At 69.1% G+C, this 22,733-nt stretch carries 21 protein-coding genes; 9 read left to right on the top strand and 12 right to left on the bottom strand.

All coding sequences use genetic code 11. The features are described 5' to 3' along the window. Positions 1-13 precede the first annotated feature (13 nt). Genes AB0N02_RS17180 through AB0N02_RS17200 form a run of 5 tightly spaced genes read right to left on the bottom strand, consistent with a single transcriptional unit; the run spans position 14 to position 5,547 of the window. Positions 14-886, bottom strand: coding sequence for a branched-chain amino acid ABC transporter permease (locus AB0N02_RS17180; RefSeq protein ID WP_363946952.1), 873 nt, complete (start codon positions 884-886; stop codon positions 14-16). Positions 887-917: 31 nt separating this feature from the next. Beyond that, the gene (locus AB0N02_RS17185; protein WP_363946955.1) at positions 918-2,072 is read right to left on the bottom strand and encodes an ABC transporter substrate-binding protein; all 1,155 of its coding nucleotides are present in this window, start codon (positions 2,070-2,072) and stop codon (positions 918-920) included. A 54-nt stretch (positions 2,073-2,126) separates the two neighbouring features. After that, positions 2,127-3,860, bottom strand: coding sequence for an ATP-binding cassette domain-containing protein (locus tag AB0N02_RS17190; protein ID WP_363946958.1), 1,734 nt, complete (start codon positions 3,858-3,860; stop codon positions 2,127-2,129). A 2-nt stretch (positions 3,861-3,862) separates the two neighbouring features. Further along, positions 3,863-4,603, bottom strand: a complete 741-nt coding sequence (locus AB0N02_RS17195) for an ABC transporter ATP-binding protein (protein ID WP_363946961.1) — start codon at positions 4,601-4,603, stop codon at positions 3,863-3,865. Next, complete coding sequence (locus AB0N02_RS17200) at positions 4,600-5,547, bottom strand: alpha/beta hydrolase (RefSeq protein WP_363946963.1); 948 nt, start codon at positions 5,545-5,547, stop codon at positions 4,600-4,602. The genes AB0N02_RS17195 and AB0N02_RS17200 overlap by 4 nt, the downstream gene beginning before the upstream one ends. A 160-nt stretch (positions 5,548-5,707) precedes the next feature. Here AB0N02_RS17200 and AB0N02_RS17205 point away from each other — a divergent pair, with 160 nt between their 5' ends. Further along, positions 5,708-7,048 carry an amidohydrolase family protein gene (locus AB0N02_RS17205; RefSeq protein WP_363946965.1) on the top strand — a complete coding sequence of 447 codons (1,341 nt, stop codon included), beginning with the start codon at positions 5,708-5,710 and terminating at the stop codon, positions 7,046-7,048. 355 nt (positions 7,049-7,403) lie between these two features. On the opposite strand, the gene AB0N02_RS17210 is transcribed toward AB0N02_RS17205, so the two are convergent. Then, a complete protein-coding gene (locus tag AB0N02_RS17210; RefSeq protein WP_363946967.1) occupies positions 7,404-8,396 on the bottom strand; it encodes an aldo/keto reductase in 993 nt (330 codons plus the stop codon). 96 nt (positions 8,397-8,492) lie between these two features. On the opposite strand from AB0N02_RS17210, the gene AB0N02_RS17215 reads away from it, so the two are divergent. Both AB0N02_RS17215 and AB0N02_RS17220 read left to right on the top strand, forming a co-directional pair. Further along, positions 8,493-9,494, top strand: coding sequence for a methyltransferase (locus tag AB0N02_RS17215; RefSeq protein WP_363946969.1), 1,002 nt, complete (start codon positions 8,493-8,495; stop codon positions 9,492-9,494). After that, on the top strand, positions 9,491-10,231 hold the full coding sequence (locus AB0N02_RS17220) for an SDR family NAD(P)-dependent oxidoreductase (RefSeq protein WP_363946972.1): 741 nt from the start codon (positions 9,491-9,493) through the stop codon (positions 10,229-10,231). Before AB0N02_RS17215 ends, AB0N02_RS17220 begins: the two co-directional genes overlap by 4 nt. 125 nt (positions 10,232-10,356) lie before the next feature. Here the strand turns inward: AB0N02_RS17220 and AB0N02_RS17225 are convergent, their stop codons facing one another. From AB0N02_RS17225 to AB0N02_RS17240, 4 genes are all read right to left on the bottom strand, one after another. Further along, entirely contained in the window at positions 10,357-11,025 is a 669-nt protein-coding gene (locus tag AB0N02_RS17225; protein WP_363946975.1) for a GntR family transcriptional regulator, read from the bottom strand. A 61-nt stretch (positions 11,026-11,086) separates the two neighbouring features. After that, entirely contained in the window at positions 11,087-11,812 is a 726-nt protein-coding gene (locus AB0N02_RS17230) for an alpha/beta hydrolase (RefSeq protein WP_363946978.1), read from the bottom strand. A gap of 106 nt (positions 11,813-11,918) precedes the next feature. Then, positions 11,919-12,779 (bottom strand): 3,4-dihydroxyphenylacetate 2,3-dioxygenase, encoded by an 861-nt coding sequence (hpaD, locus tag AB0N02_RS17235; RefSeq protein ID WP_363946980.1) that lies wholly within the window; start codon positions 12,777-12,779, stop codon positions 11,919-11,921. After that, positions 12,776-14,221, bottom strand: coding sequence for an aldehyde dehydrogenase family protein (locus AB0N02_RS17240; RefSeq protein ID WP_363946983.1), 1,446 nt, complete (start codon positions 14,219-14,221; stop codon positions 12,776-12,778). Before AB0N02_RS17240 ends, hpaD begins: the two co-directional genes overlap by 4 nt. A 172-nt stretch (positions 14,222-14,393) precedes the next feature. Between AB0N02_RS17240 and AB0N02_RS17245 the strand changes: the two genes are divergently transcribed. From AB0N02_RS17245 to hpaE, 3 genes are read left to right on the top strand one after another with little or no spacing between them, the layout of a single operon-like run. Beyond that, positions 14,394-15,824 carry a fumarylacetoacetate hydrolase family protein gene (locus AB0N02_RS17245; protein ID WP_363946986.1) on the top strand — a complete coding sequence of 477 codons (1,431 nt, stop codon included), beginning with the start codon at positions 14,394-14,396 and terminating at the stop codon, positions 15,822-15,824. 48 nt (positions 15,825-15,872) lie between these two features. Continuing rightward, positions 15,873-16,784 carry a 4-hydroxy-tetrahydrodipicolinate synthase gene (gene dapA, locus AB0N02_RS17250; RefSeq protein ID WP_363946989.1) on the top strand — a complete coding sequence of 304 codons (912 nt, stop codon included), beginning with the start codon at positions 15,873-15,875 and terminating at the stop codon, positions 16,782-16,784. Further along, entirely contained in the window at positions 16,784-18,250 is a 1,467-nt protein-coding gene (gene hpaE, locus AB0N02_RS17255) for a 5-carboxymethyl-2-hydroxymuconate semialdehyde dehydrogenase (protein WP_363946992.1), read from the top strand. The genes dapA and hpaE overlap by 1 nt, the downstream gene beginning before the upstream one ends. 157 nt (positions 18,251-18,407) lie before the next feature. Here the strand turns inward: hpaE and AB0N02_RS17260 are convergent, their stop codons facing one another. After that, positions 18,408-19,196 carry an SDR family NAD(P)-dependent oxidoreductase gene (locus tag AB0N02_RS17260; protein WP_363946995.1) on the bottom strand — a complete coding sequence of 263 codons (789 nt, stop codon included), beginning with the start codon at positions 19,194-19,196 and terminating at the stop codon, positions 18,408-18,410. Positions 19,197-19,264: 68 nt separating this feature from the next. On the opposite strand from AB0N02_RS17260, the gene AB0N02_RS17265 reads away from it, so the two are divergent. Further along, positions 19,265-20,044, top strand: coding sequence for a MoaF C-terminal domain-containing protein (locus AB0N02_RS17265; RefSeq protein ID WP_363946998.1), 780 nt, complete (start codon positions 19,265-19,267; stop codon positions 20,042-20,044). 31 nt (positions 20,045-20,075) lie between these two features. Next, positions 20,076-20,468 carry a nuclear transport factor 2 family protein gene (locus AB0N02_RS17270; protein ID WP_363947001.1) on the top strand — a complete coding sequence of 131 codons (393 nt, stop codon included), beginning with the start codon at positions 20,076-20,078 and terminating at the stop codon, positions 20,466-20,468. 346 nt (positions 20,469-20,814) lie between these two features. On the opposite strand, the gene AB0N02_RS17275 is transcribed toward AB0N02_RS17270, so the two are convergent. Further along, positions 20,815-21,603 (bottom strand): hypothetical protein, encoded by a 789-nt coding sequence (locus AB0N02_RS17275; protein WP_363947004.1) that lies wholly within the window; start codon positions 21,601-21,603, stop codon positions 20,815-20,817. Positions 21,604-22,045: 442 nt separating this feature from the next. Between AB0N02_RS17275 and AB0N02_RS17280 the strand changes: the two genes are divergently transcribed. Beyond that, positions 22,046-22,642, top strand: coding sequence for a hypothetical protein (locus tag AB0N02_RS17280; RefSeq protein WP_363947007.1), 597 nt, complete (start codon positions 22,046-22,048; stop codon positions 22,640-22,642). Positions 22,643-22,733 lie beyond the last annotated feature (91 nt).

Consider the following 22,733-nt stretch of genomic DNA (forward strand, 5'->3'; position numbering starts at 1 on the left):
TCCGATTGATTCGCTATCTGCTGTGGGCGGTGTCCCAGACCTCGTTACGGCTGCGCCACCACAGCAGCACCAGGATCACGAGGAAGGGGACCACTCCCCGGTACTGCTGGATCTCGTCCAGAGAGGCGGCGAAGCCCTCCAGGAGACCCATGAGCACGCCGCCCAGGAGGGTCAGGGGCAGGCTCCTGAAGGAGCCGACCATCGCCACGGCCAGGGCCGTGGTGACGAGCCCGCTCAGCGTGGAGAAGTCTCCACCGAGACGCGGCGCCACCAGCAGGATCACCAGCGTGCTGATCGCCCCGATGCCGACCCAGACGGCGATGGCCAGCCGGGGCGCCGGGATGCCGACCACCTGGGCGGTGGCCGGACGCTCCGACAGGGCCTGCAGGCGCAGGCCGACGTGCGTCCGGCTCAGCAGCAGCCCGACGCCCACGGTGATGAGCACCGCGAAGGCGAGCGAGACCAGTACCGACTGGGGCACCACGACGTCGCCCAGGGTGAAGGCGGGTGCGTCGAACACGGTCGGGAAGCGCCTGGCTCCCGTCGACGTGCTGCCGAACAGGCGCAGGCCGATCGCCCCGATGGCCACGAAGAGGGCCACGGTGACGGCGGCCTTGGTGCGCTCGTCGTGCTCACCGAACCAGCGGACGAGCCCGGCGCCGATCAGGCCGGACAGCAGCGCGCTCGCCACGACGCCGATGACCAGCGCGACCGGCCAGGGCAGCCCCGCGTCCATCAGCGACACCATGATGAAGGCACCCATCGTGCCCACACCCGCCATGGCGAAGTTGACCACGGCGACGAGCCGGTAGGTCAGCACGACACACAGGCCGAGCAGGGCGTAGACGCCACCGCTTGTCAGACCCGCGACCACTGAATTCAACATCGGACACCCACCTCCTGGGGCTCCTTAAAGATCAGTTCTTGCCGGGGACGATGAAGCCCTCGGGAAGAACCTTCCACTTGCCGGCCTCGACCTTGACGAACCGGCTGCCCTGGATCGGGCTGTGGGCCTCACCCGGGCCGAAGACCCAGGGGGTACCGACCATCGGGTAGTCGATCGGCTTCATGTTCTTGAAGGCCTCGGTGACGGACTCGCGGGTGATGTCACCCTTGATGCCCTTGAGGACCTGGACGAACAGGTCCGCCGCCATGACGCCGCCCTGGCTGAACGCCGTCTTCTGGATCTTGTTCTCGTCGATGATCTTCGCCCAGCGCTCGTTGCCGGGGAGGGTCTCGTCGGTGTAGGGCTGCCACTCGGTGCCCGCGTAGACGTTGAGGCCGTCCGGGATGGCCTGGGCGTTGGCGTCGGTGTAGCTGTTGGCGGCCACGATGAAGTCGATGTCCTGCATGCCCTGGGTCTTGGCCTGGGCGAACCACGGGCCGACCGTGGCGTTGTACAGGATCGCCTGGCAGCCGGCGGCCTTGGCCTTCACCAGGTACGGGGTGGGGTCACCCTGCCCGACCGAGGTGTCCTTGACCGTGAGCTGCTTGCCCGTGATGTCGGTCCACTCCTTGATGGCGGCGTCGATGCCGCCACCGCTGCCCGGAAGCACGGTGTAGTACATGCACACCTTGTCGTGCTTGAGGGTCTCGGACGCGTAGTAGAGCATCGCGGTGATCAGCTTGAACGGACCCGGGTTGACCGGGGCGATGTTCGGGCTGGTGAAGCAGGCGGGGTCGACGCCGATGGCCGGCATCGAGATGATCCCGGAGTTGCTGTAGGTCGCGCGGTTGAGACCGCAGTCGACCGCGCTGGAGGAGCCGACGAGCGCGACGACCTTCTCGGACTCGAGCAGGTCCAGCGCGGCCTCGGTGGACCGCTGCGGGTTCATCGCGTCGTCCTTGCTGACGAGCTCGATCTGGCGGCCGTTGATGCCACCCGCCTTGTTGACCTCGTCGAAGACGGCCTTGACGGCCTGGGGAACCTCGGGCGTCTGGAACAGGCCGGTCACACCGTTGATCGCACCGACCTTGATCGATCCCTTGCCGGAACCGCCGTCGTCGGAACAACCGGTGGCGGCCAGGGCCAGGGCTGCGACAGCCGTGACGCTTATGAGGGAACGCTTCATTACTGCACTTCCTTGGGGCTGGGGGAAGAGGGGGGGTGGGGGGATAGTAGGGACTTAAACCAGGGGAACGTCGGCAGTGCCGAGGTAGGCGGCCATGACGGCCGGGTCGTCGAGCACTTCCTGCGTGGATCCGGACGCGATGACGTGTCCGAAGTCGAGAACGGTCACCTGCGCGCACGCCGCGCGGACCAGCTCCATGTCGTGTTCGACGAGGAGGATGGAAACTCCGAAACGGGCGGGCACCTCGGCGAGCCTACGGCCAAGCTTGAGCGACTCCGCAGCCGACTGTCCCGCGGCGGGCTCGTCGAGCAGGGCGACCTTGGGCTTCGCCGCGATCGCGGCCGCCACGTCGAGCAGACGGCGGCTGCCGACGTCGACGATGGAGACCGGGACGTCTCCGGGCGGGCACCCGAAGAATTCGAGCAGCTCGTCGGCCTCCTGCTTGGAGAGCTTCCGGTTCGCGCCGATCGCCAGATACTCGTACTGGGTCAGCTCGGGGGCGATCACCGTGGTCTGGAAGGTGCGCCGCAGGCCCTTGCTCGCCCGCACGCTCGGGCTGAGCCTGTCGATCGACCTGCCCTGCAGCTCGACCGTGCCCTCGTAGCCGGGGATGAAGCCGCTGACCGAGGCGATGAAGGTGGACTTGCCCGCGCCGTTGGGGCCGATGAGGCCCACGACACCGCCGGAGGGGACGGTGAGGTCGATCCCGTCGAGCGCCACGACCTCGCCGTAGCGCACGGTGAGGCCCCGCACGCTGAGGGCGGGCTCGCCGCTCGCGGGGGCGGGCGACGGCACGAGGGGGGCGGCCGGGAGCTCGGCGTCCTCGGGCTTGTCCTTGATGCTTTCGAGCAGCTTACGGGCCTCGCGCTCCCGCTTACGGGCGCGGGTGAAGTCGGTCTGGCTGACGCCGCTGCGCAGGGCGAAGATCGCCGACAGGCCGAACAGGATGCCGCCGAGGTCCTGGGGCAGCTTGAGCTTCTCCAGGATCGTCGCCATCACCGCACCGAAGATACCGCCCATGAAGGCGCCCTCGGGGTTGTGCGGGCCGATGAGGATGGCCACCGCGAAGAGCGCGAGCGACTGGCCCATCGCGAAGTTGCTGGAGACCACCAGGCCGAGCTGGCCCGCCATCAGACCGCCGCCGATGCCGGCGATGAAGGCGCTGATCGCGAACGCGGCGAGCTTGCTGCGCGCCACCGAGATGCCGTGCGCGGCGGCGGCCCGCTCCGAGTAGCGGATCTCCAGCCAGGACATGCCGAGCCGGGTCCGGTTGAACAGGGCCAGCCCGATGGCCAGGATCATGAAGACGACGACGACCAGGACGAAGTATCCGCCGTTGGTGGCGAACATGCTCGGCCGCTGCAGCGTCTTCAGCTCGGAGGTGCCGGGGAACTGGTTGGAGTTGAGCACGATGTCCGTGGCGACCGCGAAGCCGAAGGTGACGACGGCGAGGTTCACACCGCGGATGCGCAGGGCGGGAAGGCCGATGGCGACACCGACGGGAACGGCCGCCAGACCGCCGATGACCAGCCAGACGATGAAGCCGCCCGGCGCGTCGGCCAGGTTCAGCCTGAGCACCACCCAGGCGCCGATCGCCGCGAAGGACATCTGACACAGGGACATGACGCCGGCCCGGCCGACGATCACACCGTAGCTCTGCATGATCACCGAGCTGACCACCGCGGTGATCGCCAGGTAGACCCAGTACGGCGGGAGCAGGTTCGGCACGATCACGCAGGCCGCCGCGGCGGCGGCCAGGGCGATCCCCCACGAACGCGTATTGATCATGTTCACCGGTTCTCGCCCCCAGCCTCGACAGCGGCGTCCGTGGGCATGGCGCCGAAATAGAACTCGTGCAGCCGCTCGGAGTCGCCCCTGATCTCGTCGCACTGGCCGTCGAACACGACCCGGCCCTTGCGCAGCACGTAGGCGTTGGCGCCGATCTCCAGCGCCAGGTTCGCGAACTGCTCGATGAGCAGGACCGCGATGCCCAGGCCGACCAGGTCCTTGACCGCGTGCATGAGGCGGCGGACCACCACGGGCGCCAGGCCCAGTGACATCTCGTCGATCAGTATGATCTTGGGGTCGGAGATCAGCGCGCGCCCGAGCACGAGCATCTGCTGCTCACCGCCGGACAGGTGTCCCGCCTGGAGCGTGCGGCGCTTCTTCAGCTCGGGGAAGAGCTCGTAGACCGTCGACATGTCTCCGGCACCGGAGCGGGAGACGAGCAGGTTCTGCTCGACGGTCAGGGTGCGGAACACCGTCCGCGCCTGCTCGACGTATCCCAGGCCCGCCTGGGAGCGCTTGTAGGTGGGGATTTTCTCGATCGGAGTGCCCGCGAGCTGGATCGTTCCCGAGGTCACGGGGGCCAGCCCGGCGATGCCGTCCATCAGAGTGGTCTTGCCCGCGCCGTTGGCGCCCAGTACCACGGTGACGGTGCCGGGGGCGACGCTGAGGGAGACGTTGTGGACGATCGGGGCCTCGCCCCGGTTGATGCTGACGTCCTTCAGGGAGAGGACTTCGCCGCTCATTGAGCGTCCTTCGCGTAGGCGGACCGCAGCGCGTCGATGACGCACTTGCTCACACCGCTGATCTCGGCCAGCTCCACGGCCAGGGGCCCGAAGAAACCGTGGATCATGCCCTCGAAGACGACGAGCTCGACCTGGTTGTCGGCGCTCTTGAGCGCCTCGGCGTAGTCGGCGCCCTCGTCGCGGAGCACGTCGTACTCGGCCTCGATGATCAGCGCGGGCGCGAGACCCGACAGGTCCTTCGCGCGCAGCGGCAGGAGATAGGGATTGTCGACGTCACTTGCGTCGCGGGGGTACTGGGTGAAGAACCAGTCCATGCCTTCCTTGGAGAGGAAGTACCCCTCGGTGAAGTCACGGTAGGAGGCTCGCCCGTCGTCGGGGTGACCCAGGACGGGCGAGACGAGCACCTGCAGAGCCAGCTTCGGGCCGTTGAGGTCACGGGCCTTCAACGCGGCGACGGCGGCCAGGTTGCCGCCCGCGCTCTCACCGCCGACGGCGATGCGCGACGGGTCGGCCGAGAGCCGCTCGGCGTTGTCGTGGACCCAGAGGACCGCGGCGTAGGTGTCATCCGTCGCCGCGGGGAAGGGGTTCTCCGGCGCGAGCCGGTAGTCAACGGAGACGACCACGGCACCGGCACCGGCACAGACGGCCCGGCAGGCGACCTCGTTCTCGTCGAGACCGCCGATGGTCCATCCGCCGCCGTGGAACCAGACCAGGGCGGGGAAGGGGCCCTCGCCCTCGGGGGTGTAGACCCGGACGGGAACGTCCCCCGCGGGTCCGGGGAACGCGGTGTCGACGACGCCGCCGACCGGCTGGAGATCGTCCGGCAGGGTCCAAGCAAGGCGGAATCCCTCGCGCATCGCCGCCACGTCAAGCTGGGGGGCCTCGCCCTGGTCCTGAACTCCGTTGCGGTCGACTATTCTCTGCGCCTCGGGATGCAGGGGCATGGGGTTACCTCCGGGGGCCCGAGTGCCGTCCTGAGGTTCAGGCACTCGCAAATCGTATCCGATTCCATGTACGTTATGCGGGTCCAAATGACGTGTCTAGTGTGATGGTGAAATGTTGCCTAACGATTCGAGGCATGGCGCCGCTCCGGCGGACGTGGTCATGACCGGCGGCAAGGTGCACATCGTCGATGCCGCCGACACTTTGGCGGAGTCGATCGCGATCACCGGCGGCCGGATCGCCAGGGTAGGAACAGAAGATGAAATTTCATCTCTGATCGGCCCCGGCACCCGCGTCATCCCGCTGCGTGGAAGATCGGTCCTCCCGGGGATCAACGACTCCCACCTCCACGGCGTGTGGCTCGGCCAGATGTGGCCGTCCCTGCTGATGGACCAGATGGCCGCCGGGCACCACGGGGGCGAGCCCCCCGCACGGCTGGACACCCGCGAGGCGAGGCGGGGCGCCATTCTGCGCACGGCTGAACTGCTCTCCTCACTCGGGATCACGAGCTACACCGAACCGGGCCTCGGCCCCGGAGAGGACGACGGGCCGAGCGGCTGCTTCGGATCGGCGGCGCTGCGCGACTACGCCGACCTCGCGGCCGAGGGACGCCTCAACGCCCGCGTGACCGCCCTCATGCTGTTCGGCGAGCTCGACGGCGCGAGCTCCCTGTCCGGAGTGCTGGACGGGCTGCGCGACTTCGTGCCGCCCGCCGACGTGCCGGGCTGGTTCCGCGTCGCGGGAGTGAAGATCTTCGGCGACGGCATCCCGCCGATGCGCAACGCCTGGATGGACGAGCCGTACACCGACGGCACGTACGGGGGCCTGCTGATCGAGGGAGACTCCGAGGCCGAGCGCGAGGCCGCCCTCATCGCGATGATCGACGCGGCGCACGCGGCCGGACACCAGGTCGCCGTGCACGCGACCGGCAGCAGGACGACCAGGACGGTGGCGAACGCCTTCGGCGCGGCCGCCGCCCGGGACGGCCGTGACGCCAGGCACTACATCATCCACGGCGACGTGATCTCCTCCGCGACCCTGGCGACGATGGCGGCTGCCGGCGTCGGCCTCAACACCCAGGTCGGAATCCCTGTCGCGACTGAGCATATGGTGCTGGACGCACTGGGTGAGGACATCCTCCCCCAGACGTGGCCGACCCGTGACGCACTGGACGCGGGCGTCAAGCTCTGCCTCAGCTCGGACTCGCCCGTGCTCACCCCGGACTGGCGGGTCGGAGTCGCCGCGGCGGTGACCCGGCGCGGCCTGGACGGCGGCGTGCGCGGAGCCGCCCAGCGGCTGGCCGTCACCGAGGCCCTGCGCGCCTACACGATCACCGCCGCCTGGCAGGACGGGGCGGAGTCCTGGAAGGGCTCGCTGGAGGCCGGGAAGGTCGCCGACCTGTGCGTCCTCGAGGCGGACCTGCTGGACGTCGAGCCGGACGCCCTGCCCCAGGTCCCGATCGCCCTGACCATGGTCGACGGCCGCGTCGTCCACGAGCTCTGAGAGGTCACCGAGCGTCCCGGCGACCGCCGGAGCGGAACCCGGAACAGAACAAGGCCCGGCACGGCCGTCAAAGCCGTGCCGGGCCTTTCCGTGCCGTCCCCGACGTCACGGGCCCCCGCCCCCCACGGGCGGTTCTGTGCCGGTCTCCCCGGCCTCCCGGCGGCGGCCGTACGCCCGCGGCGCACACAGCGCACACGACGCACACAGCGCACACACGGTGCACACCGTGCCGCCCGCGGCGCACGGCCGCCTCACGCGCGTCGTGCCCGCGACGCGCGCCGTACCGGAAGAATCACGACGTACCGGCCCGCACGCCGTCGGGCCGGCACGTCGCCACAGAGACGCCCCCCGCGTCTCAGGCCTTGTCCGGCGCGTCGGTCCCCCACGACGCGTCGGGGTTCACCACGCCCTTGTCGATCCAGAGTCCCTCGACCGCCGGGCGCAGCTCGGCGCCGTGACGCTCCAGGAGTTCGAGCGCGCCCAGGTTGTCGTCGAGCTGCTGACGGCTGCTGGCGCCGAAGAGCACGTTCGCCGCGGCGGGGTGGGTCAGGGTGAAGGCGATCGCGAGCTGGGCCGGGGTGGCCCCGAAGCTCTCGGCGACCCGCTTGACCTCGGGGTACGACTCGCGGATCCGGTCGCGGATGCCACCCGGGTCGGCGCCGATCTTGCGCTGCGGGTTCAGCTTGCCGGCGAGGATCCCGCCCTCGAAGACGTCGGAGGCCTGCAGCCCCAGCCCGCCCTCGGTGAACAGCCGCCCGTACGGCTCGCCGTCCGGCACCGAACGCCGGGCGAGGCTGTACTTGAGCTGGGCGAAGGACGGCGGCTCCATGCCCTCGGCGATGGCGAAGTCCCGCGCGAACCACAGGTCGGCGGCCGACCAGTTGTTCACGCCCCACGTCTCGAAGCGCCCGGCCCTGACCAGCTCGGCCACGTCGGTGACGACGGCGCGGATGTCCAGCTCGCCGAAGAAGTCCCCGACGACGACGGAGTCGGCCCGGTCGGTCCCGATGCGCGACAGCGAGGTCTCCATCTGCTCGGCGAAGGAGGACTGGGGATACTCCCAGAGCCAGAGCTTGCCGCACAGGAGGTAGTCCTCCCTGGCGACGCCCGCCTCGACGACGGCCTTGCCGAAGATGATGTCGGTGACGGCGTTCTCCGCGTGCGGCCCGAAGTTGTAGTGGGCCACGTCGAAGAGGTTGACACCCCGGTCGACCGCGTATCTGATCAGGGCGACCGCGTCGTCCGTCGACATGCGGTCCCATGTGTTCCACGACCCCAGGCCGAAGACGGGCACCAGGGGGCCGCGTTCACCGAGACGACGCCGGGGGACCTGACCTGAGAACTCCACCGCGAACCTCCGATGACGTTGTGCGCGACCCCTGGCCGCTGCCTGGTGAATCGTATAGTATTCCCAATATTGTTTGGAATCAAAGGAGCGCATCGCATGTCGCCTCACCCGGACAGCACCCAGTCCGCGAGCCCCTCGAAGATCGTGGACGTGGCCATCGGCTATATGGCGGCCAAGCAGCTCTTCGCCGCCAGTGAAGCGGGGCTGTTCGCCGCGCTGGCGGAAGGGCCCGCGACGGTCGCCGAGATCTCCGCCCGCACCGGCCTTCCCGAGCGCACCGCCCGGATCCTCGCCGACGCGATGTCGAGCCTCGACCTTCTGACCCGTACCGACGGTACGTACGCCAACTCGCCCTCCACCGCACGTTACCTCGCCGGCTCGGGTGACGACGTCGATCTGCGTGCTTTCCTGGCCTTCCTCGACGCCATCAGCTACGGCCACTGGCTCGGTTTCGGCGAGACCTCCCGTACCGCCAAGCCCGCCGACCTGGACCTGTCCGGCGAGCGCCTGGCCCCCTTCATGAGCGGCGTGATGACCTACAACGCGCTGCACGCCAAGATGCTCGCCGAGAACTTCGACTTCTCCCCCTACAAGCGCGTCCTGGACTTCGGCGGCCTGTCCGTCTCCTTCCTGGGCGAGGCCCTGGCGGCCAACCCGGCGCTGCAGGGCACCTTCTTCTCCGGCGGCCCGCTCGTCGAGGCGGCCAGGGGCGTGCTGGCCGAGGCCGGCCTGAGCGACCGCGTCGAGATCGTCGAGGGCGACATCCTCGAGGGTGACATCCCCACCGGCTTCGACCTGGTGTTCCTGGAGCACGTGGCGCACCGCTACGACGACGAGCAGAACAGGCTCATCGCCAAGCGGGCCCGCGAGGCCGCCGCCCCCGGCGCCAAGCTGCTGCTGCTCGACTTCTTCCTCGACTCCGACGACAAGCAGCGCACCATCGACGCGCTCCACGCCGGTGAGTACCTCGTGATCGACGGCACCATTGTCTACCCCGAGGACCAGGTCCGCGGCTGGCTCACGGAGGCCGGCTGGGAGCCCGTCGAGACCCGCGCGCTGCCAGGCAGCCCGCGCATCATCATCGCGGAAGCCCGATGAGCACCGCGGGACGCGTCGTCCTCGTCACGGGCGCCGCGAGCGGGATCGGCAGGGCCGTCGCCGAGGCGTTCACCGCCGCCGGTGACCGGGTCGTGGTCGCCGACGTCAACCGCCCCGCCGCCGACGAGGTCGCCGCCGAACTGGGCGCGCTGGCCGTCACCCTGGACGTGACCGACGCCGAATCGGTCGCCGCCGCGGTCGACGAGGTGGCCGAGAAGCTCGGCCCGGTCGACGTCCTGGTCAACAACGCCGGGCTCGTCGCGGGCGGCGGCCTCCTCGTCGACCTCCCCTTCGAGGTCTTCGACAAGGTGGTCTCGGTCAACCTGCGCGGCACCTTCACGGTCACGAAGACCGTCGCCGCCCAGATGATCAAGGCGGACAACAAGGGCGTCATCGTCAACATCAGCTCGATCGGCGCCCGCCAGCCGACCCCCGGCATGGGGCACTACGAGGCCACCAAGGCCGCCGTGGACGCCCTCACCCGGACCGGCGCCGTCGAACTGGCCCCGCACGGCATCCGCGTCAACGGCGTGGCGCCCGGCCCGGTGCACACCCCGATGACGGCCGGCCTGATGGAGAACCCGGAGGCCCGGGAGGCCTGGGAGTCCCGCATCCCCCTCCGGAAGATCGCCACCACCGCGGACATCACGCCGCTGGTGCTGTTCCTCGCCTCCGCCTCGGCCGGTCACATCACCGGCACCGTGGTCCAGGTGGACGGCGGCCAGCTGCTGGTGTGACTCGAAGACGACACAGCCCGGCATGCCGTGGGGGCGTGCCGGGCTGTGTTCTTGCAAGGTGTTCTTGCGAGGTGTTCTTGCGAGGTCTCCCTCGTGTCGCCGAAGACGGCGTGGATCAGAGCGGATCAGACATGGGCGTTGTGCAGGGCCTCTGCTGTGGCGATCTTGTGAGCGCAGGCCACCCGTTCGATCTCGGCCGCCTCGGCGCCCATCGCGATCAGGTCCAGCATGTGCTCGTGTTCGACCACCGAACGGCGCGCCCGCCCCGGAACGTAGGTGAAGGTCGAGCGTCGCATGTGGTCGAGCCGCGCCCACTCCGACTCCAGTAAATTCGCCAGGTGGTCGTCCGGGCAGTACTGGTAGATCGAGAAGTGGAACTGCCGGTTGAGCGCGGTGAAGGAGGTCGGGTCGAACTCCTCCAGCGCCTCGACCATGCGCGCGTTGATCTCCCTCGACGCCTCGATCTGCTCGGGCGTCATGAGGGGGGACGAGATCGCGGTCGCGTATCCCTCCAGGCGGGCCAGGACGTTGAGCGTGTGCTCGACCTGGGTCGAGTCGAAGACGGCCACGCGCGCGCCGATGTTGCGCACGACCTCGACGAGTCCCTCGGACTGCAGCCGCCGTACGGCCTCGCGCAGGGGGATCGTGCTGACCCCGGTCTCCCTGGCGAGCTGGTCCATCACCAGCCGGTAACCCGGCCCGTAGGTGCCGTCAAGGATTCGCGAACGTAACAGTCCGTAGCTGATCTCAGCCTTCGACTCCTTGGCTTTGGCGGGCTTCTTGACGACTCTCACCGGTGTCCCCTCATCCTCGGCCATCGGCCGTTGCCTGGGCCGGTGACCGTCCCCAGGACGGTCACTGTCCCAGGGCCCTCACGACGGTGCCGCGGAACTCGGCACCGGTGAGCACGCCGAAGTGATCGCCCGGGACGGTGACCAGCTCCGCTCCACCCACCAGATCGACGATACGCTCGATTCCTTGCGTCATCATGTCGTCCTGCCCGACCACGAAGACCGGCGGGGTCGTCCCCGGCCACGCCTTCGGCTCGAACGGGGTGCCGGCCAGTCCCTCGACGACCAGCGCGAGGCCGGGGGCCCGCTCCGGACCGCGGGAGCCGACCAGACCGGCGATCATCCCGGTGAAGGGATCCTCGGGCTGAACACCCTCGGCGACCGCCTTGTGGAGGGCGGCGACGTCCACCATGGTGAACGGCTCGACGGGGCTGAGGCCGCCGAGGACGGCCCTGCGCACGCGGCCCGGGGCCGCCTCGGCGACCGCCCAGGCGAGCCTGGCGCCCATCGAGTAACCCACGATGTCGAACGTCTCGACACCCGCCCCGTCCAGTACGGCGAGCACGTCCTCGGCCTGGGCCGGGGCGCCGGTCTCGGCGGCCGAGACCGGCGCGGGGCTGTCGCCGTGGCCGCGCAGGTCGACCACGACGACGGTGCGCCCGGCGTCGGTCAGCGCGGAGACGGTTCCGGGCTCGACCCAGTCGCCGTTGCCGTTGGAGGCGATGCCGTGCAGGAGGAGCACGGGCGGCAGGTCGACGGGATGGTCAGGAGAGAAAACACGAGAGGACAAGCCCTGTCGATCCTGCATCGGTGACGCACTCCTCAACAATGGTTCACATACGATTTCTTATCGTACTGTACGCCTCCGGCGAAACCGGGAGGCGCCGGTACGGCCCTCAGCCGACGACGGCCGGCAACGGGAAGTCGACGACCACCTGACCGGTGCCGCTGCTGCCGAAGTAGGGGCACAGCAGCTCGCCCTCGCCGGTGTAGTCCTGCCAGCCGAGCAGGCCGAAGAGCATGGCCGTGTCGGCCATGGCGCCCTCGCCGGTACACCGCTTGTTGTAGTCGGGGAGCATCTCCAGGAACTCGGCCGTCCTGCCCTGCGTCCACATGTCCAGGACCGCGTGGTCCACCTGACGGTTGATCTCGCTGCTGACGTCGTCGAGCATCGACTCGGCGATCGCGTTGGGGGGAAAGGCGTGCGACAGCGAGCCGCTGGCCAGGAAGGCCACCTTCCGGTCGCTGCGCCGGACGGCGCGCATCAGGGCCTCGCCGATCAGGCGGTTCTCCTCGATCGTCGAGTACATGTTGCAGCCGATCGGCAGCACCCGGATGTCGGAGTCCTTGTTCATGAAGTACATCGGCACCAGGGTGGCGTACTCCAGGCCAAGGTCGTTGTAGTTGTGGACGCGTGCCTTCTGCCCGCCCGCGACGATCTCCTCGCGGACCAGCTCGGCCAGCTCGGGGTCACCGGCGTAGTCGTAGGCCAGGTCATGGATGAAGTGCGGGAGCTCGTGGCTGACGTAGGTGGCGTGGTGCCGGTCCTTGCCGTTGAGGTGGAAGCCGATGCTGTTCAGCCAGTGGGTGTCGGCCACCAGGAAGGTGTCGGCCCCGCGCTCGTGGGCCCGCCTGCCGATCTCCTCCAGCGCCAGTTCGGCGTTCTTCCGGATGCCGAAGTGCTTGCCGGGTTGAATCGACAGCCAGATCGACGGCACGTGTGTGATCTTGGCCGCCATGACGAGTTCTCCCATCATGCCCCTCCCAGGTGTGTCCAGACGCCCTTGACCTCTGTATAGGCGTCGATGGCGTACGGTCCCATCTCCCGGCCCCAGCCACTGGCCTTGAACCCGCCCCATGTGGTCGCGGCGTCGGGAACATGGATCATGTTGATGAAGACGGCTCCCGCCCTGATCCTGGCCGCCAGACGATGGGCCGTTGACAGGTCCCTGGTCCAGATGGAGGCCGCGAGGCCGTACTCCGAGTTGTTGGCACGCTCCACGATCTCGTCGGGGTCGTCGTAGGAGAGTACCGGGATGACCGGCCCGAACACCTCCTCCCTGGCGATGGCCATCTCGTCGGTGACCCCGGCGAAGACGGTCGGCTCGTAGAAGAAGCCGTCGGAGAGCGGGCCGTCGGCCCGCCTGCCGCCGGTCACCAGTTCGGCGCCCTCGTCACGGGCGCCGCGTACATAGGAGTCGACCTTGGCCAGGTGTTCCTCACTGACCAGCGGGCCGAGCTGCGTGGCCGGGTCCAGACCCGGGCCGAGGGCCAGCGCGGAGGCCGCGGCGGCCATCTTCTCGGTGAACTCGTCGGCCCGCTTGCGGTCCACGTAGAAGCGGGAGTAGGCGGCGCAGACCTGGCCGCTGTTGAACAGCGCGCCCTGCACGTTGCCCGCGACGGCGGCGTCGATGTCCGCGTCGGCGGCGATGATGCTCGGCGTCTTGCCGCCCAGCTCCAGGGTGAGCCGCTTGAGGTTGCCGGCGCTGGCGTGCACGAGCTTGCGGCCGACGGCGGTCGATCCAGTGAAGGAGACCTTGTCGACGTCGGGGTGCTCGGCGAGGGCGGCGCCGGCGGCCGGGCCGCCGGTCAGCAGGTTCACCACGCCGGGCGGGAAGCCGGCCCGCTCCATCAGCTCGACCAGCATGACCGTGGACAGCGGGGTCTGCTCGGCGGGCTTGATGATCACGGTGTTGCCGCAGGCCAGCGCGGGGGCGAGCTTCCAGGCCGCGATCATCAGCGGGAAGTTCCACGGCGTGATCATCGCGCAGACGCCGACGGGCTCGCGCCTGCTGTAGTGCAGGGTGTCGGGGAAGGCGACCGGCAGCACCGATCCCTCGATCTTGGTGCACCATCCGGCGAAGTAGCGGAAGTGCTCGGCGGCACCGGGGACCGTGACACTCCTGGCGATGCCCAGCGGCTGCCCGTTGTCCCGCGTCTCGAGCTCGGCGAGCTCGTCGCCGACCTCCTCGATGAGGTCGGCCACCCGCCACAGCAACCGCGCCCTGGCGTGCGCGGGCATGTCCGCCCACACGGGATCGGTCAGCGCGGCGCGGGCCGCGGCGACCGCGCGGTCCACATCGGCCACGCCCGCCTCGGCGCACTCCTCGAACACCGAGCCGTCCGCCGGGTTCAGGGTCGTGAAGGTGGCGCCGCTCTCGGCGGGACACCACTTGCCTCCGATGAACAGGTCCGTCATCTCTTCGATCTCCTCGGGTCGGCCCCGCGTCTCGCACCTTCCGGCGACGGGTCCCGCGAGCCCGGGTGTCTCCAAATCATGTATGAATTCAGATATCTTTGTCTATAGCCCCACATGGCCAAATCGCGTATCATCGAGGATGTCGTATACGATTTGAACCAAGGGAGTGCCCGTGGAGCACCCGCTCGGCCTGGCACCAGGAAAGATCATCGCGGTCCATCTCAACTACCGCAGCCGCGCGGCCGAGCGTGGACGCACGCCGGCGGTTCCCTCCTACTTCGTCAAGCCGACGTCGTCGCTGTCCTGGTCGGGCCGCCCCGTCGTGCGGCCCGCGGGCTGTGAGCTGCTGGCGTTCGAGGGCGAGATCGCCGTCATCATCGGCACCCGGGCACACCGCGTCTCCCCCGAGCAGGCCCTGAGCCATGTGGCGGGATACGCCGCGGCCAACGACTTCGGAGTCTACGACTTCAAGCACGCCGACCTCGGCTCCAACCTCCGCGCCAAGGGCCAGGACGGCTACACGCCCGTCGGCCCGGCGATCCTGCGCACCGACGACCCGTCCAAGCTGTGGCTGCGCACCTACGTCAACGGCGAGCTGGTCCAGGAGGCGTGCACCGACGACCTGCTGTTCGGCTTCGACCTGCTGATCGCCGACCTGTCCCGGCTGATGACCCTCGAACCCGGCGACATCATCCTCGCCGGCACCCCCGCGGGGTCGACGGTCGTGCAGCCGGGCGACGTGGTCGAGGTCGAACTGGAGGACACCGGACGGCTCCGCAACGAAATCGTCTCCGACGACCACAAACTCGCCTCCTACGGTGTCCAGCCCAAGGTAACCGACGAGGTCCGCGCGGCCGCCTACGGCTCCGCCGGCGCCCCCGCCGCCGCCGAGGCCGCCAAACCCGGTGTCCTCGACGAGGAGATCAAGGAGGCCCTGCGGTCGGTCTCGACGGCGACGATCTCCTCTCAGCTGCGCAAGCGCGGCATCGACCACCACTTCATCGAGGGCGTCAAGCCCGCCAGGCCCGACCTGCGCATGGTCGGCATCGCCCGGACACTGCGCTATCTCCCCCTCCGCGAGGACGTGTTCGCCGAGATCGGCAACGGGATGAACGCCCAGAAGCGTACGGTCGAGGAGATCCAGCCCGGCGAGGTCCTGGTGATCAGCGCGCGGGGCGAGCACGGATCCGGCACGCTCGGCGACATCCTGGCGCTGCGTGCCCTGCGCCGCGGCGCGGCCGGGGTGATCACCGACGGCGGCCTGCGTGACAGCCCCTCCTTCTCCAACCTTGAGCTGCCCTCTTACTATGCGGTCGCACACGCCGCCGTGCTCGGGCGCAGGCACGTTCCGATGGACTCGCAGATCCCGGTGGACTGCGGTGGCGTGCTGGTCATGCCCGGCGACGTCCTGGTCGGCGACGCGGAGGGCGTGGTCGTCATCCCGCCCCGCCTGGTGGCCGAGGTCGCGCGCGACTCCGTCCAGCAGGAGAAGGAGGAGCGCTTCATCTACGAGCGGGTCGACGAGGGTGCCTCGGTCGACGGGCTCTATCCGATGAACAAGGCCTGGCGCCAGGTCTACGAGGAGCAGGAACACGCCGAGTAACGCCTGATCCCGCGCAGACCGACTTGAAGCAGTACAAGGAGTGATCATATGAAGTTCCGTTCGGATCCCGCGAGCATACGCGGGTCCCTCGCCCCGGTGGTGACCCCCTTCACCGCGACGGGCGAGCTCGACCTCGACTCGCTGCGGGCGCTGGTGCGCTGGCAGATCGCCCAGGGTTCCCACGGCATCTCGATCGGCGGCTCGACCGGTGAGCCCGGCGCGCAGAGCGTCGACGAGCGGATCGCGGCGATGGCCGCGGTCGCCGAGGAGACGGCCGACCGGGTGCCGTTCCTGCCCGGCACCGGCTCCGCCAAGCTCGACGAGACCCTCCGGCTGACCGCCGAGGCCGAGCGCCTGGGCGCCGACGCCGCGCTCGTCATCACCCCGTACTACGCGCGGCCGACCCAGGAGGCGCTCTACAGCTGGTACTCCACGGTCGCCAAGGAGTTCCCCGCCCTGCCGATCGTCATCTACAACGTCCCGTCGCGGACCGCGGTCGACATCGCCCCCGAGACCGTCGCCCGGCTCCGCCGCTCCCACGACAACATCGTGGGCATCAAGGAGACCACCAAGGACTTCGAGCACTTCTCCCAGGTGCTCCACAAGTGCGGCCGTGACTTCCTGATGTGGTCGGGCATCGAGCTGCTCTGCCTGCCGCTGCTGGCGATCGGCGGCGTCGGCTTCGTGAGCGCGGTGGCCAACCTGGCCCCGGCCTCCGTGGCCAAGATGTACACCGCCTACGTCGAGGGCGACCACCAGACCGCCCTCGACCTGCACTACGCCCTGCACCCCCTGGTCGAGCTGCTGTTCGTTGAGACGAACCCGGCCCCCGCCAAGTGGGTCCTGGAACAACGCGGTCTGATCGCCTCCGGTCACGTCCGCCCGCCGCTGATCACGCCCACCGACGCGGGCATCAAGCGGATCAACGAACTGCTGGCCCAGAGTGAGGGAGTGGCCTGATGAACCTGCAGCACTACATCGGCGGGGAACACGTTCCCAGCGTCTCCGGCGCGACGTTCACCGCCCTTGAGCCCGCGACCAACGAGGAGTACCTCACGGTCTCCGCCGGTCAGGCCGAGGACATCGAGGCCGCGGTCGCCGCGGCCCGCAAGGCCTTCACCGAGGGCCCCTGGCCGAAGATGCCCGCCCAGCAGCGCGCCGGCGTCCTGCGCAAGATCGCCGACGCGATCGAGAAGCGGGACGACCAGATCGCCGCGCTGGAGTGCCGTGACACCGGTCTGCCGATCACGCAGGCGCGTGGCCAGGCCCACCGCGCCGCGCAGAACTTCCGCTTCTTCGCCGACGTGATCACCACCCTGGGCGAGGACGTCTACCGGGTCGCCTCCGCCCAGCTGAACTACGTGATCCGCAAGCCCATCGGCGTGGCCGGTCTGATCACCCCGTGGAACACCCCGTTCATGCTGGAGACCTGGAAGCTCGCGCCCGCGCTCGCGGCCGGCTGCCCGGTCATCCTGAAGCCCGCCGAGTGGTCCCCGCTCTCCGCCAGCCTGCTGCCGGAGATCATGGAGGAGGCGGGCGTGCCGGCCGGTGTGTTCAACATCGTGCACGGCATCGGCGAGGAGGCGGGCGCTGCCCTCGTCGCGCACCCCGACGTGCCGATCATCTCCTTCACCGGAGAGACCACGACCGGCCAGATCATCATGCGCAACGCCGCCGACAACCTGAAGACCCTGTCGATGGAGCTGGGCGGCAAGTCCCCGCTGCTGGTGTTCGACGACGCCGACCTCGACCGGGCGCTCGACGCCGCGGTCTTCGGTGTCTTCTCCCTGAACGGCGAGCGCTGCACCGCCAGCTCGCGTGTCCTGGTCCAGGACACGATCTACGAGGAGTTCGTCCGGCGCTTCGCCGAGCGCGCCTCCCGGGTGAAGGTCGGCTCCCCCGACGACCCGGCCACCGAACTGGGCGCGCTGGTCCACCCCGAGCACTACGCGCGGGTCATGGAGTACGTCCAGATCGGCATCGACGAGGGCGCCCGCCTGGTCGCCGGTGGCTCGCGCCCCGACCACCTGCCGGTCGGCAACTTCCTGTCGGCCACGGTGTTCGCGGACGTGACGCCGAAGATGCGGATCTTCCAGGAGGAGATCTTCGGCCCGGTCGTGTGCGTCACGCCGTTCTCCACCGAGGAGGAGGCGCTGGCACTGGCCAACGACACCCGGTACGGCCTGGCCGCCTACCTGTGGACGAACAACCTGCGCCGCACGCACAGGCTCGCCCAGCAGATCGAGTCGGGCATGCTCTGGGTCAACTCCCAGAACGTCCGTGACCTGCGCACCCCCTTCGGCGGCGTCAAGGCCAGCGGCCTGGGCCGGGAGGGCGGCAAGCACAGCATCGACGTCTACACCGAGTCGCACATCGTGCACGTGGCGACCGAGGATCTGCCGATCTCGCGGTTCGGCGTTTCCTGACCCGGACGACCCGCGGGCCGTGGTCTCCCGTCACCTCCTGCCGGTGGGGGGAGACCACGGCCCGCGGGTTTCGCCCGTCAGTCCGTGAACCTGTCAGTCCGTCGATCTGTCAGTCCGTCGATCCGTCAGTCCGTCGATCCGTCAGCCGGTCGGCCGGTCAGCCGAAGGCCAGGGTCGGCAGGTCGACGGCCATGGCGCCGCCGTCCGCGACGACCACGGAGCCGGTCATGATGGCGGACTCCGAGGAGCCGAGGAACAGGCAGATGTCGGCGATCTCCTCAGAGGTCGCCGGCCGGCGCAGCGGTACGTCCTTGGTCACCAGGGCGTAGGCCTCGTCACGGCTGATGTCGTCCCGCTCGGCGAGCTCGTCCATCTGGTGGTCGGCCATCGGGGTGCGCACCCAGCCGGGGCACAGGCAGTTGACCCGCACGCCCTTGGGGCCGTAGTCGCGGGCCAGTGACTTGGTTAGCCCGACCAGCGCATGCTTGGTCGTGACATATCCACATACGTTCGGTCCGGCGGCCAGGCCGGCGATCGAGGAGACGATCACGATGCTCCCCTGGCTCTCGATCAGCGCGGGCAGCGTCTCCCGGCAGGTCACGAAGCAGCTGTTGAGGTTGGCGTCGAGGCTGAGCCGCCACGACTCGTCGTCGGTGTCGGCGACCCCGGAGCCCCCGTGGCCGCCCGCGTTGGCGACGACGATGTCGAGCGAGCCGAAGCGGTCGAGTGCCAGGTCCGCCGCCGCCCGCATCTGGGCGGCGTCCGTCGCGTCGGCGGCGAACGCCACGGCGGCGTCGCCGAGCGGCGCGGCGACCTCGGTAAGGAGCCCCTCTCTCCGGCCGGTCAGGACGACCCTGGCCCCCTCTTCCACGTACCTCCGGGTGACCGCAGCACCAATTCCCGTACCGGCCCCGGTGACCAGGGCGACCTTACCTTTTAGCCTCATCGGCCTACTCCTTTGCAGCTAGAAGTTATATGATTTCATAGATAACTTCGTGTAGGAAGGAGTCGCAGTTGACCGCCGACATCGACCGGCCCGCGGGCTGGAAGAACATGGACGACTTCGCGGCCGGGATCGACACCAACCGGCTTCCGGTCACCGATGTCCTCGCGGGCACCGCGCTGAGCCTGACGTTCGACGACGGAACCACCACCAAACTCTCCTTCGAGAACGCGCACGGCGTGAGCGCCGACGGCGGCCCCGCGGACTGGTACGAGGCGATCGCCGTACGCGAGGACCTGTTCTTCGTCAACCAGACCCACGCCTCGCGCCCCCGCGAGTCCACCGTGACCGTCCTGCACACCGCCACCGGGCGCGCCCTGCGAATCGTCTCGACGATCGCCGAGGAGCGGACCCCCGGCGAACCCCAGGTCTCACAGACCTTCACCCCCGGCACGATCGACGGTCACGAGGTGACGGGGGAAGCACCCGCACCAACTCGTGACCTGATCGGTAGGCGGGCTCTGTACCGTTACAGCCCCAATCACCTTTACGAGCACGTTTATCTCAGCTCCGAACGCTACGCCTGGCAGTGCCTCGTAGGCGAGCAGCGCGGCCACGGTGACGTGGACATGGCGAGCACCTGGAAGATCGCCGAGGACGTCTACGTGTTCACCTTCCGGGAGTTCCTCATCCCGGTCGCCGCCACCTGGCTCTACGACTGGGCCGCGCTGCGCACGGTCGGCACCTTCCTCGGCATCTCGGGCGCGGGCGAGATCAACAACTCCCCGGGCGGCGCCCACATCCTGCCGCTCGGCGACGTGGTCTACCCGACCGGCGAAGAACCCGTCTGACAAACAAAGCGCCGTCCAGCAAGGAGACACAATGAGCAAGAACCTGGAGGCCGTCCGCGCCTCCTACGAGGCATCGGCCGCCGGCGACATCAACGGGATCCTGGCCCTGCTCGGCCCCGACGCCGAGTGGACCGAGATGGCCGGCTTCCCCTACGCGGGCACCTACGTCGGCCCGCAGAACGTCCTGGAGAAGGTCTTCGGCCGCCTCGGCAGCGAGTGGGACAACTACCAGGCGGTTCCCGAGGCGTACGTCGACGGCGGCGACACGATCGTCGTCTACGGCAACTACCGGGGCACCTACCTCGCCACCGGCAAGTACATGGACGTCCGCTTCACCCACGTGTGGCAGCTCGAGGGCGGCGTCGCCAAGCGCTTCGAGCAGTTCACCGACACCGCGCTGGTCCAGGAGGTCCTGCGCCCGTGACGCCGCCCGGGGGCGGGACGTCCCCGAAAGGCGTCGCGAACGGTTCGTGACGCGCCCGCGGAGAGCGGGCGGAGCCGAGAGCCGGTGCCCCTCACGGGTCCCGGCTCGTCGGCGTACGGCCCGCCGGTGGGGGATCGGCCGGGTACCGGCCCCGGCCGGTCCCCCACCGGCGAGCCGGCTTCCGGCTTCCCCGGCCCGGCCGCGATCCGCCACGGCGAGAACGCGACCGGACCGGTGCCGCCGTTTATCGTTCATGAATGGGGCATATTCCCCGACGCCGCTGAAAGGCGGGCATTTCTCCTGATCCCCTGTGCGGAACCGGAGAGGTCACGCCTCGGCTCCCCGGTCAGGTGAGGTCCATCCCGTCCTGGTCAAGACGTTCGGCCTCGGCGAGAACCCGCCACGTGCCCTGGTCGTCCAGGAAGGTGCTCGACGGCGGCCCGTCCATCAGCGGGTGGAGCGTTCCAGGCCCGGCCCCGGCGTCTCCGAGCGTGAGATCGCTGTAGGACAGCGCGAGCCCCTCGGGGGTGACCTCCGCGTGGAAGGACGCCGTCCAGTCCTGGTGGTAGAGGAACTTGGAACGCAGGTTCTGGCTGCGCGTGACCAGCCAGCATCCGAACGTCCACGACCCCGAGAGCCGCACGAGCCGGTCACCCTCCGGGGACAGCGCCGGGGCGACGAACTGCGGTGAGTCGTCGAAGACGGTCCCGATGAAGGGACCGGTGTGGTCGAACCGCCGCGGATCGCCGTACCAGATGTCGTTGTTGTCGTTGCCGTCGATCACCGGTTCGGTCGTCTGCAGGATCAGGGAGCGCGCGTAGCCCCCCTCCGTGTAGTAGTCGGCCTGCATCCGCGCCCGGAACATGGTCTGCACCCACCCGAGATCGGTGCCGATCTCGACACCCACCACCCTGCGGTCGATGTTGGCCTGCCCCCGGATCACCGACGTGGTCACCCGCGCCCTCTCCTCGTTCAGGTCCGCGTGGAAGTCCCCGTCGACCTGGAACACCGGCAAGGCATGAGCGGGAGCCGGAGGCGGCGGCGGAGCCGGCACCGCCGCCGTCACCTGCACCTGTAATTGCTGCTGTTCCTCTTCCTCCGCCTGCTGTTTCGCCGGTTCTTCGTACGGAAACATAGATCGTTCCCTCCCATAGACGGATATCGCAGGAAACGAGACGTGCAAAGGCGACAAGAGGTTGCCGTCCCACAAAAAAGAGAGATGCGGTTTTGTTCTGATTAATGGCAATTCCTACCGAAATAGGAAGTGTGGACACGTCGCGGACGACGGTCGCGGGAGATCTCGTTCGCGAACGGCACCGCCGGAGCACCGAGAAGGCGGCCCCCGGAAAAACCGGTGGTGCCGCCTGTTCTGCGGCGATCGACGCGGTGAGCGCCGGACTCCAGACGGTGTACGGAACCACCGCCCCGGACCTCGTCGTCTCCGGCCTCGCGGCGACGCCCCGCCGGGTAGGGTCGATCAAGGGGACGTCCCCCCCGCCCCTGCCGTCTTCCCGCCCGGACACCCGGACGCCCGGGGAAGATTCCGCGTTCCTCCAACCTTCAGGCGAGGAGACCGTGTGCGAAGAAAAGCGGCGTTACTGGTGACGATGCTCGCACTCGTCGGCGCGTGTTCCGGCGAGGGGATCGAGGACCCGGTGGTGAGCGATCCGGCGAGCTGGCCGATCGCCGCTCTCCCCGCGATCGACATGTCGTTCTCCGAAATCCACGACCTCGACATCGACAAGCCGGGGACGTCCAAGGCGATCGCGCGGGTGCGGACGGGGAGGTCGCAGGTGATCGCCTTCACACGCACCGCCGGGGTCTGCGGCGTGTCCGCCGACGGCGTCCGCGCCACCATCGACCTGACCAGGTCAGAGTCGACGACACAGAAGCTGAACCCGAAGGTGTTCACCACTCTCGCCGACGACCGGCTCGTCTCGACCACCTTCCAGGGAGGCACCCTCAAAAGGGTGACTCTGGCCTGCGGCCCGCGAACCATGCTGCTCATGATCAACACCGGCTCCGGCGCGCCTCCCGAGGACGTGCGACTCGACGGCGAGGCCTCCGCCCAGGTGCTGACGGGCCAGTACCGCGGCCAGATCGCCGTAGTGATCGCGAACGCGGCCGACCGCCGCCAGGTCCTGCCCCACGCCACCGTCCAGGGCGTTTCCTGACCCCCGATCACCCCGTCGACGTCACGCCGGATCCGGCGTCGTTCATGGATCGGACCTCCATCAGGTCCAGGAGCCGCCCCCGCCGAGACCT

The organism is Streptosporangium sp. NPDC051022, assembly GCF_040683035.1.
Classification (GTDB): domain Bacteria; phylum Actinomycetota; class Actinomycetes; order Streptosporangiales; family Streptosporangiaceae; genus Streptosporangium.

Bases quoted from the DNA above. Each gene is read 5' to 3' on its own strand.
- AB0N02_RS17180 (WP_363946952.1), bottom strand. From the start codon at position 886: ATGTTGAATTCAGTGGTCGCGGGTCTGACAAGCGGTGGCGTCTACGCC.
- AB0N02_RS17185 (WP_363946955.1), bottom strand. From the start codon at position 2,072: ATGAAGCGTTCCCTCATAAGCGTCACGGCTGTCGCAGCCCTGGCCCTG.
- AB0N02_RS17190 (WP_363946958.1), bottom strand. From the start codon at position 3,860: ATGATCAATACGCGTTCGTGGGGGATCGCCCTGGCCGCCGCCGCGGCG.
- AB0N02_RS17195 (WP_363946961.1), bottom strand. From the start codon at position 4,603: ATGAGCGGCGAAGTCCTCTCCCTGAAGGACGTCAGCATCAACCGGGGC.
- AB0N02_RS17200 (WP_363946963.1), bottom strand. From the start codon at position 5,547: ATGCCCCTGCATCCCGAGGCGCAGAGAATAGTCGACCGCAACGGAGTT.
- AB0N02_RS17205 (WP_363946965.1), top strand. From the start codon at position 5,708: ATGACCGGCGGCAAGGTGCACATCGTCGATGCCGCCGACACTTTGGCG.
- AB0N02_RS17215 (WP_363946969.1), top strand. From the start codon at position 8,493: ATGTCGCCTCACCCGGACAGCACCCAGTCCGCGAGCCCCTCGAAGATC.
- AB0N02_RS17220 (WP_363946972.1), top strand. From the start codon at position 9,491: ATGAGCACCGCGGGACGCGTCGTCCTCGTCACGGGCGCCGCGAGCGGG.
- hpaD (WP_363946980.1), bottom strand. From the start codon at position 12,779: ATGATGGGAGAACTCGTCATGGCGGCCAAGATCACACACGTGCCGTCG.
- AB0N02_RS17240 (WP_363946983.1), bottom strand. From the start codon at position 14,221: ATGACGGACCTGTTCATCGGAGGCAAGTGGTGTCCCGCCGAGAGCGGC.
- dapA (WP_363946989.1), top strand. From the start codon at position 15,873: ATGAAGTTCCGTTCGGATCCCGCGAGCATACGCGGGTCCCTCGCCCCG.
- hpaE (WP_363946992.1), top strand. From the start codon at position 16,784: ATGAACCTGCAGCACTACATCGGCGGGGAACACGTTCCCAGCGTCTCC.
- AB0N02_RS17260 (WP_363946995.1), bottom strand. From the start codon at position 19,196: ATGAGGCTAAAAGGTAAGGTCGCCCTGGTCACCGGGGCCGGTACGGGA.
- AB0N02_RS17270 (WP_363947001.1), top strand. From the start codon at position 20,076: ATGAGCAAGAACCTGGAGGCCGTCCGCGCCTCCTACGAGGCATCGGCC.
- AB0N02_RS17275 (WP_363947004.1), bottom strand. From the start codon at position 21,603: ATGTTTCCGTACGAAGAACCGGCGAAACAGCAGGCGGAGGAAGAGGAA.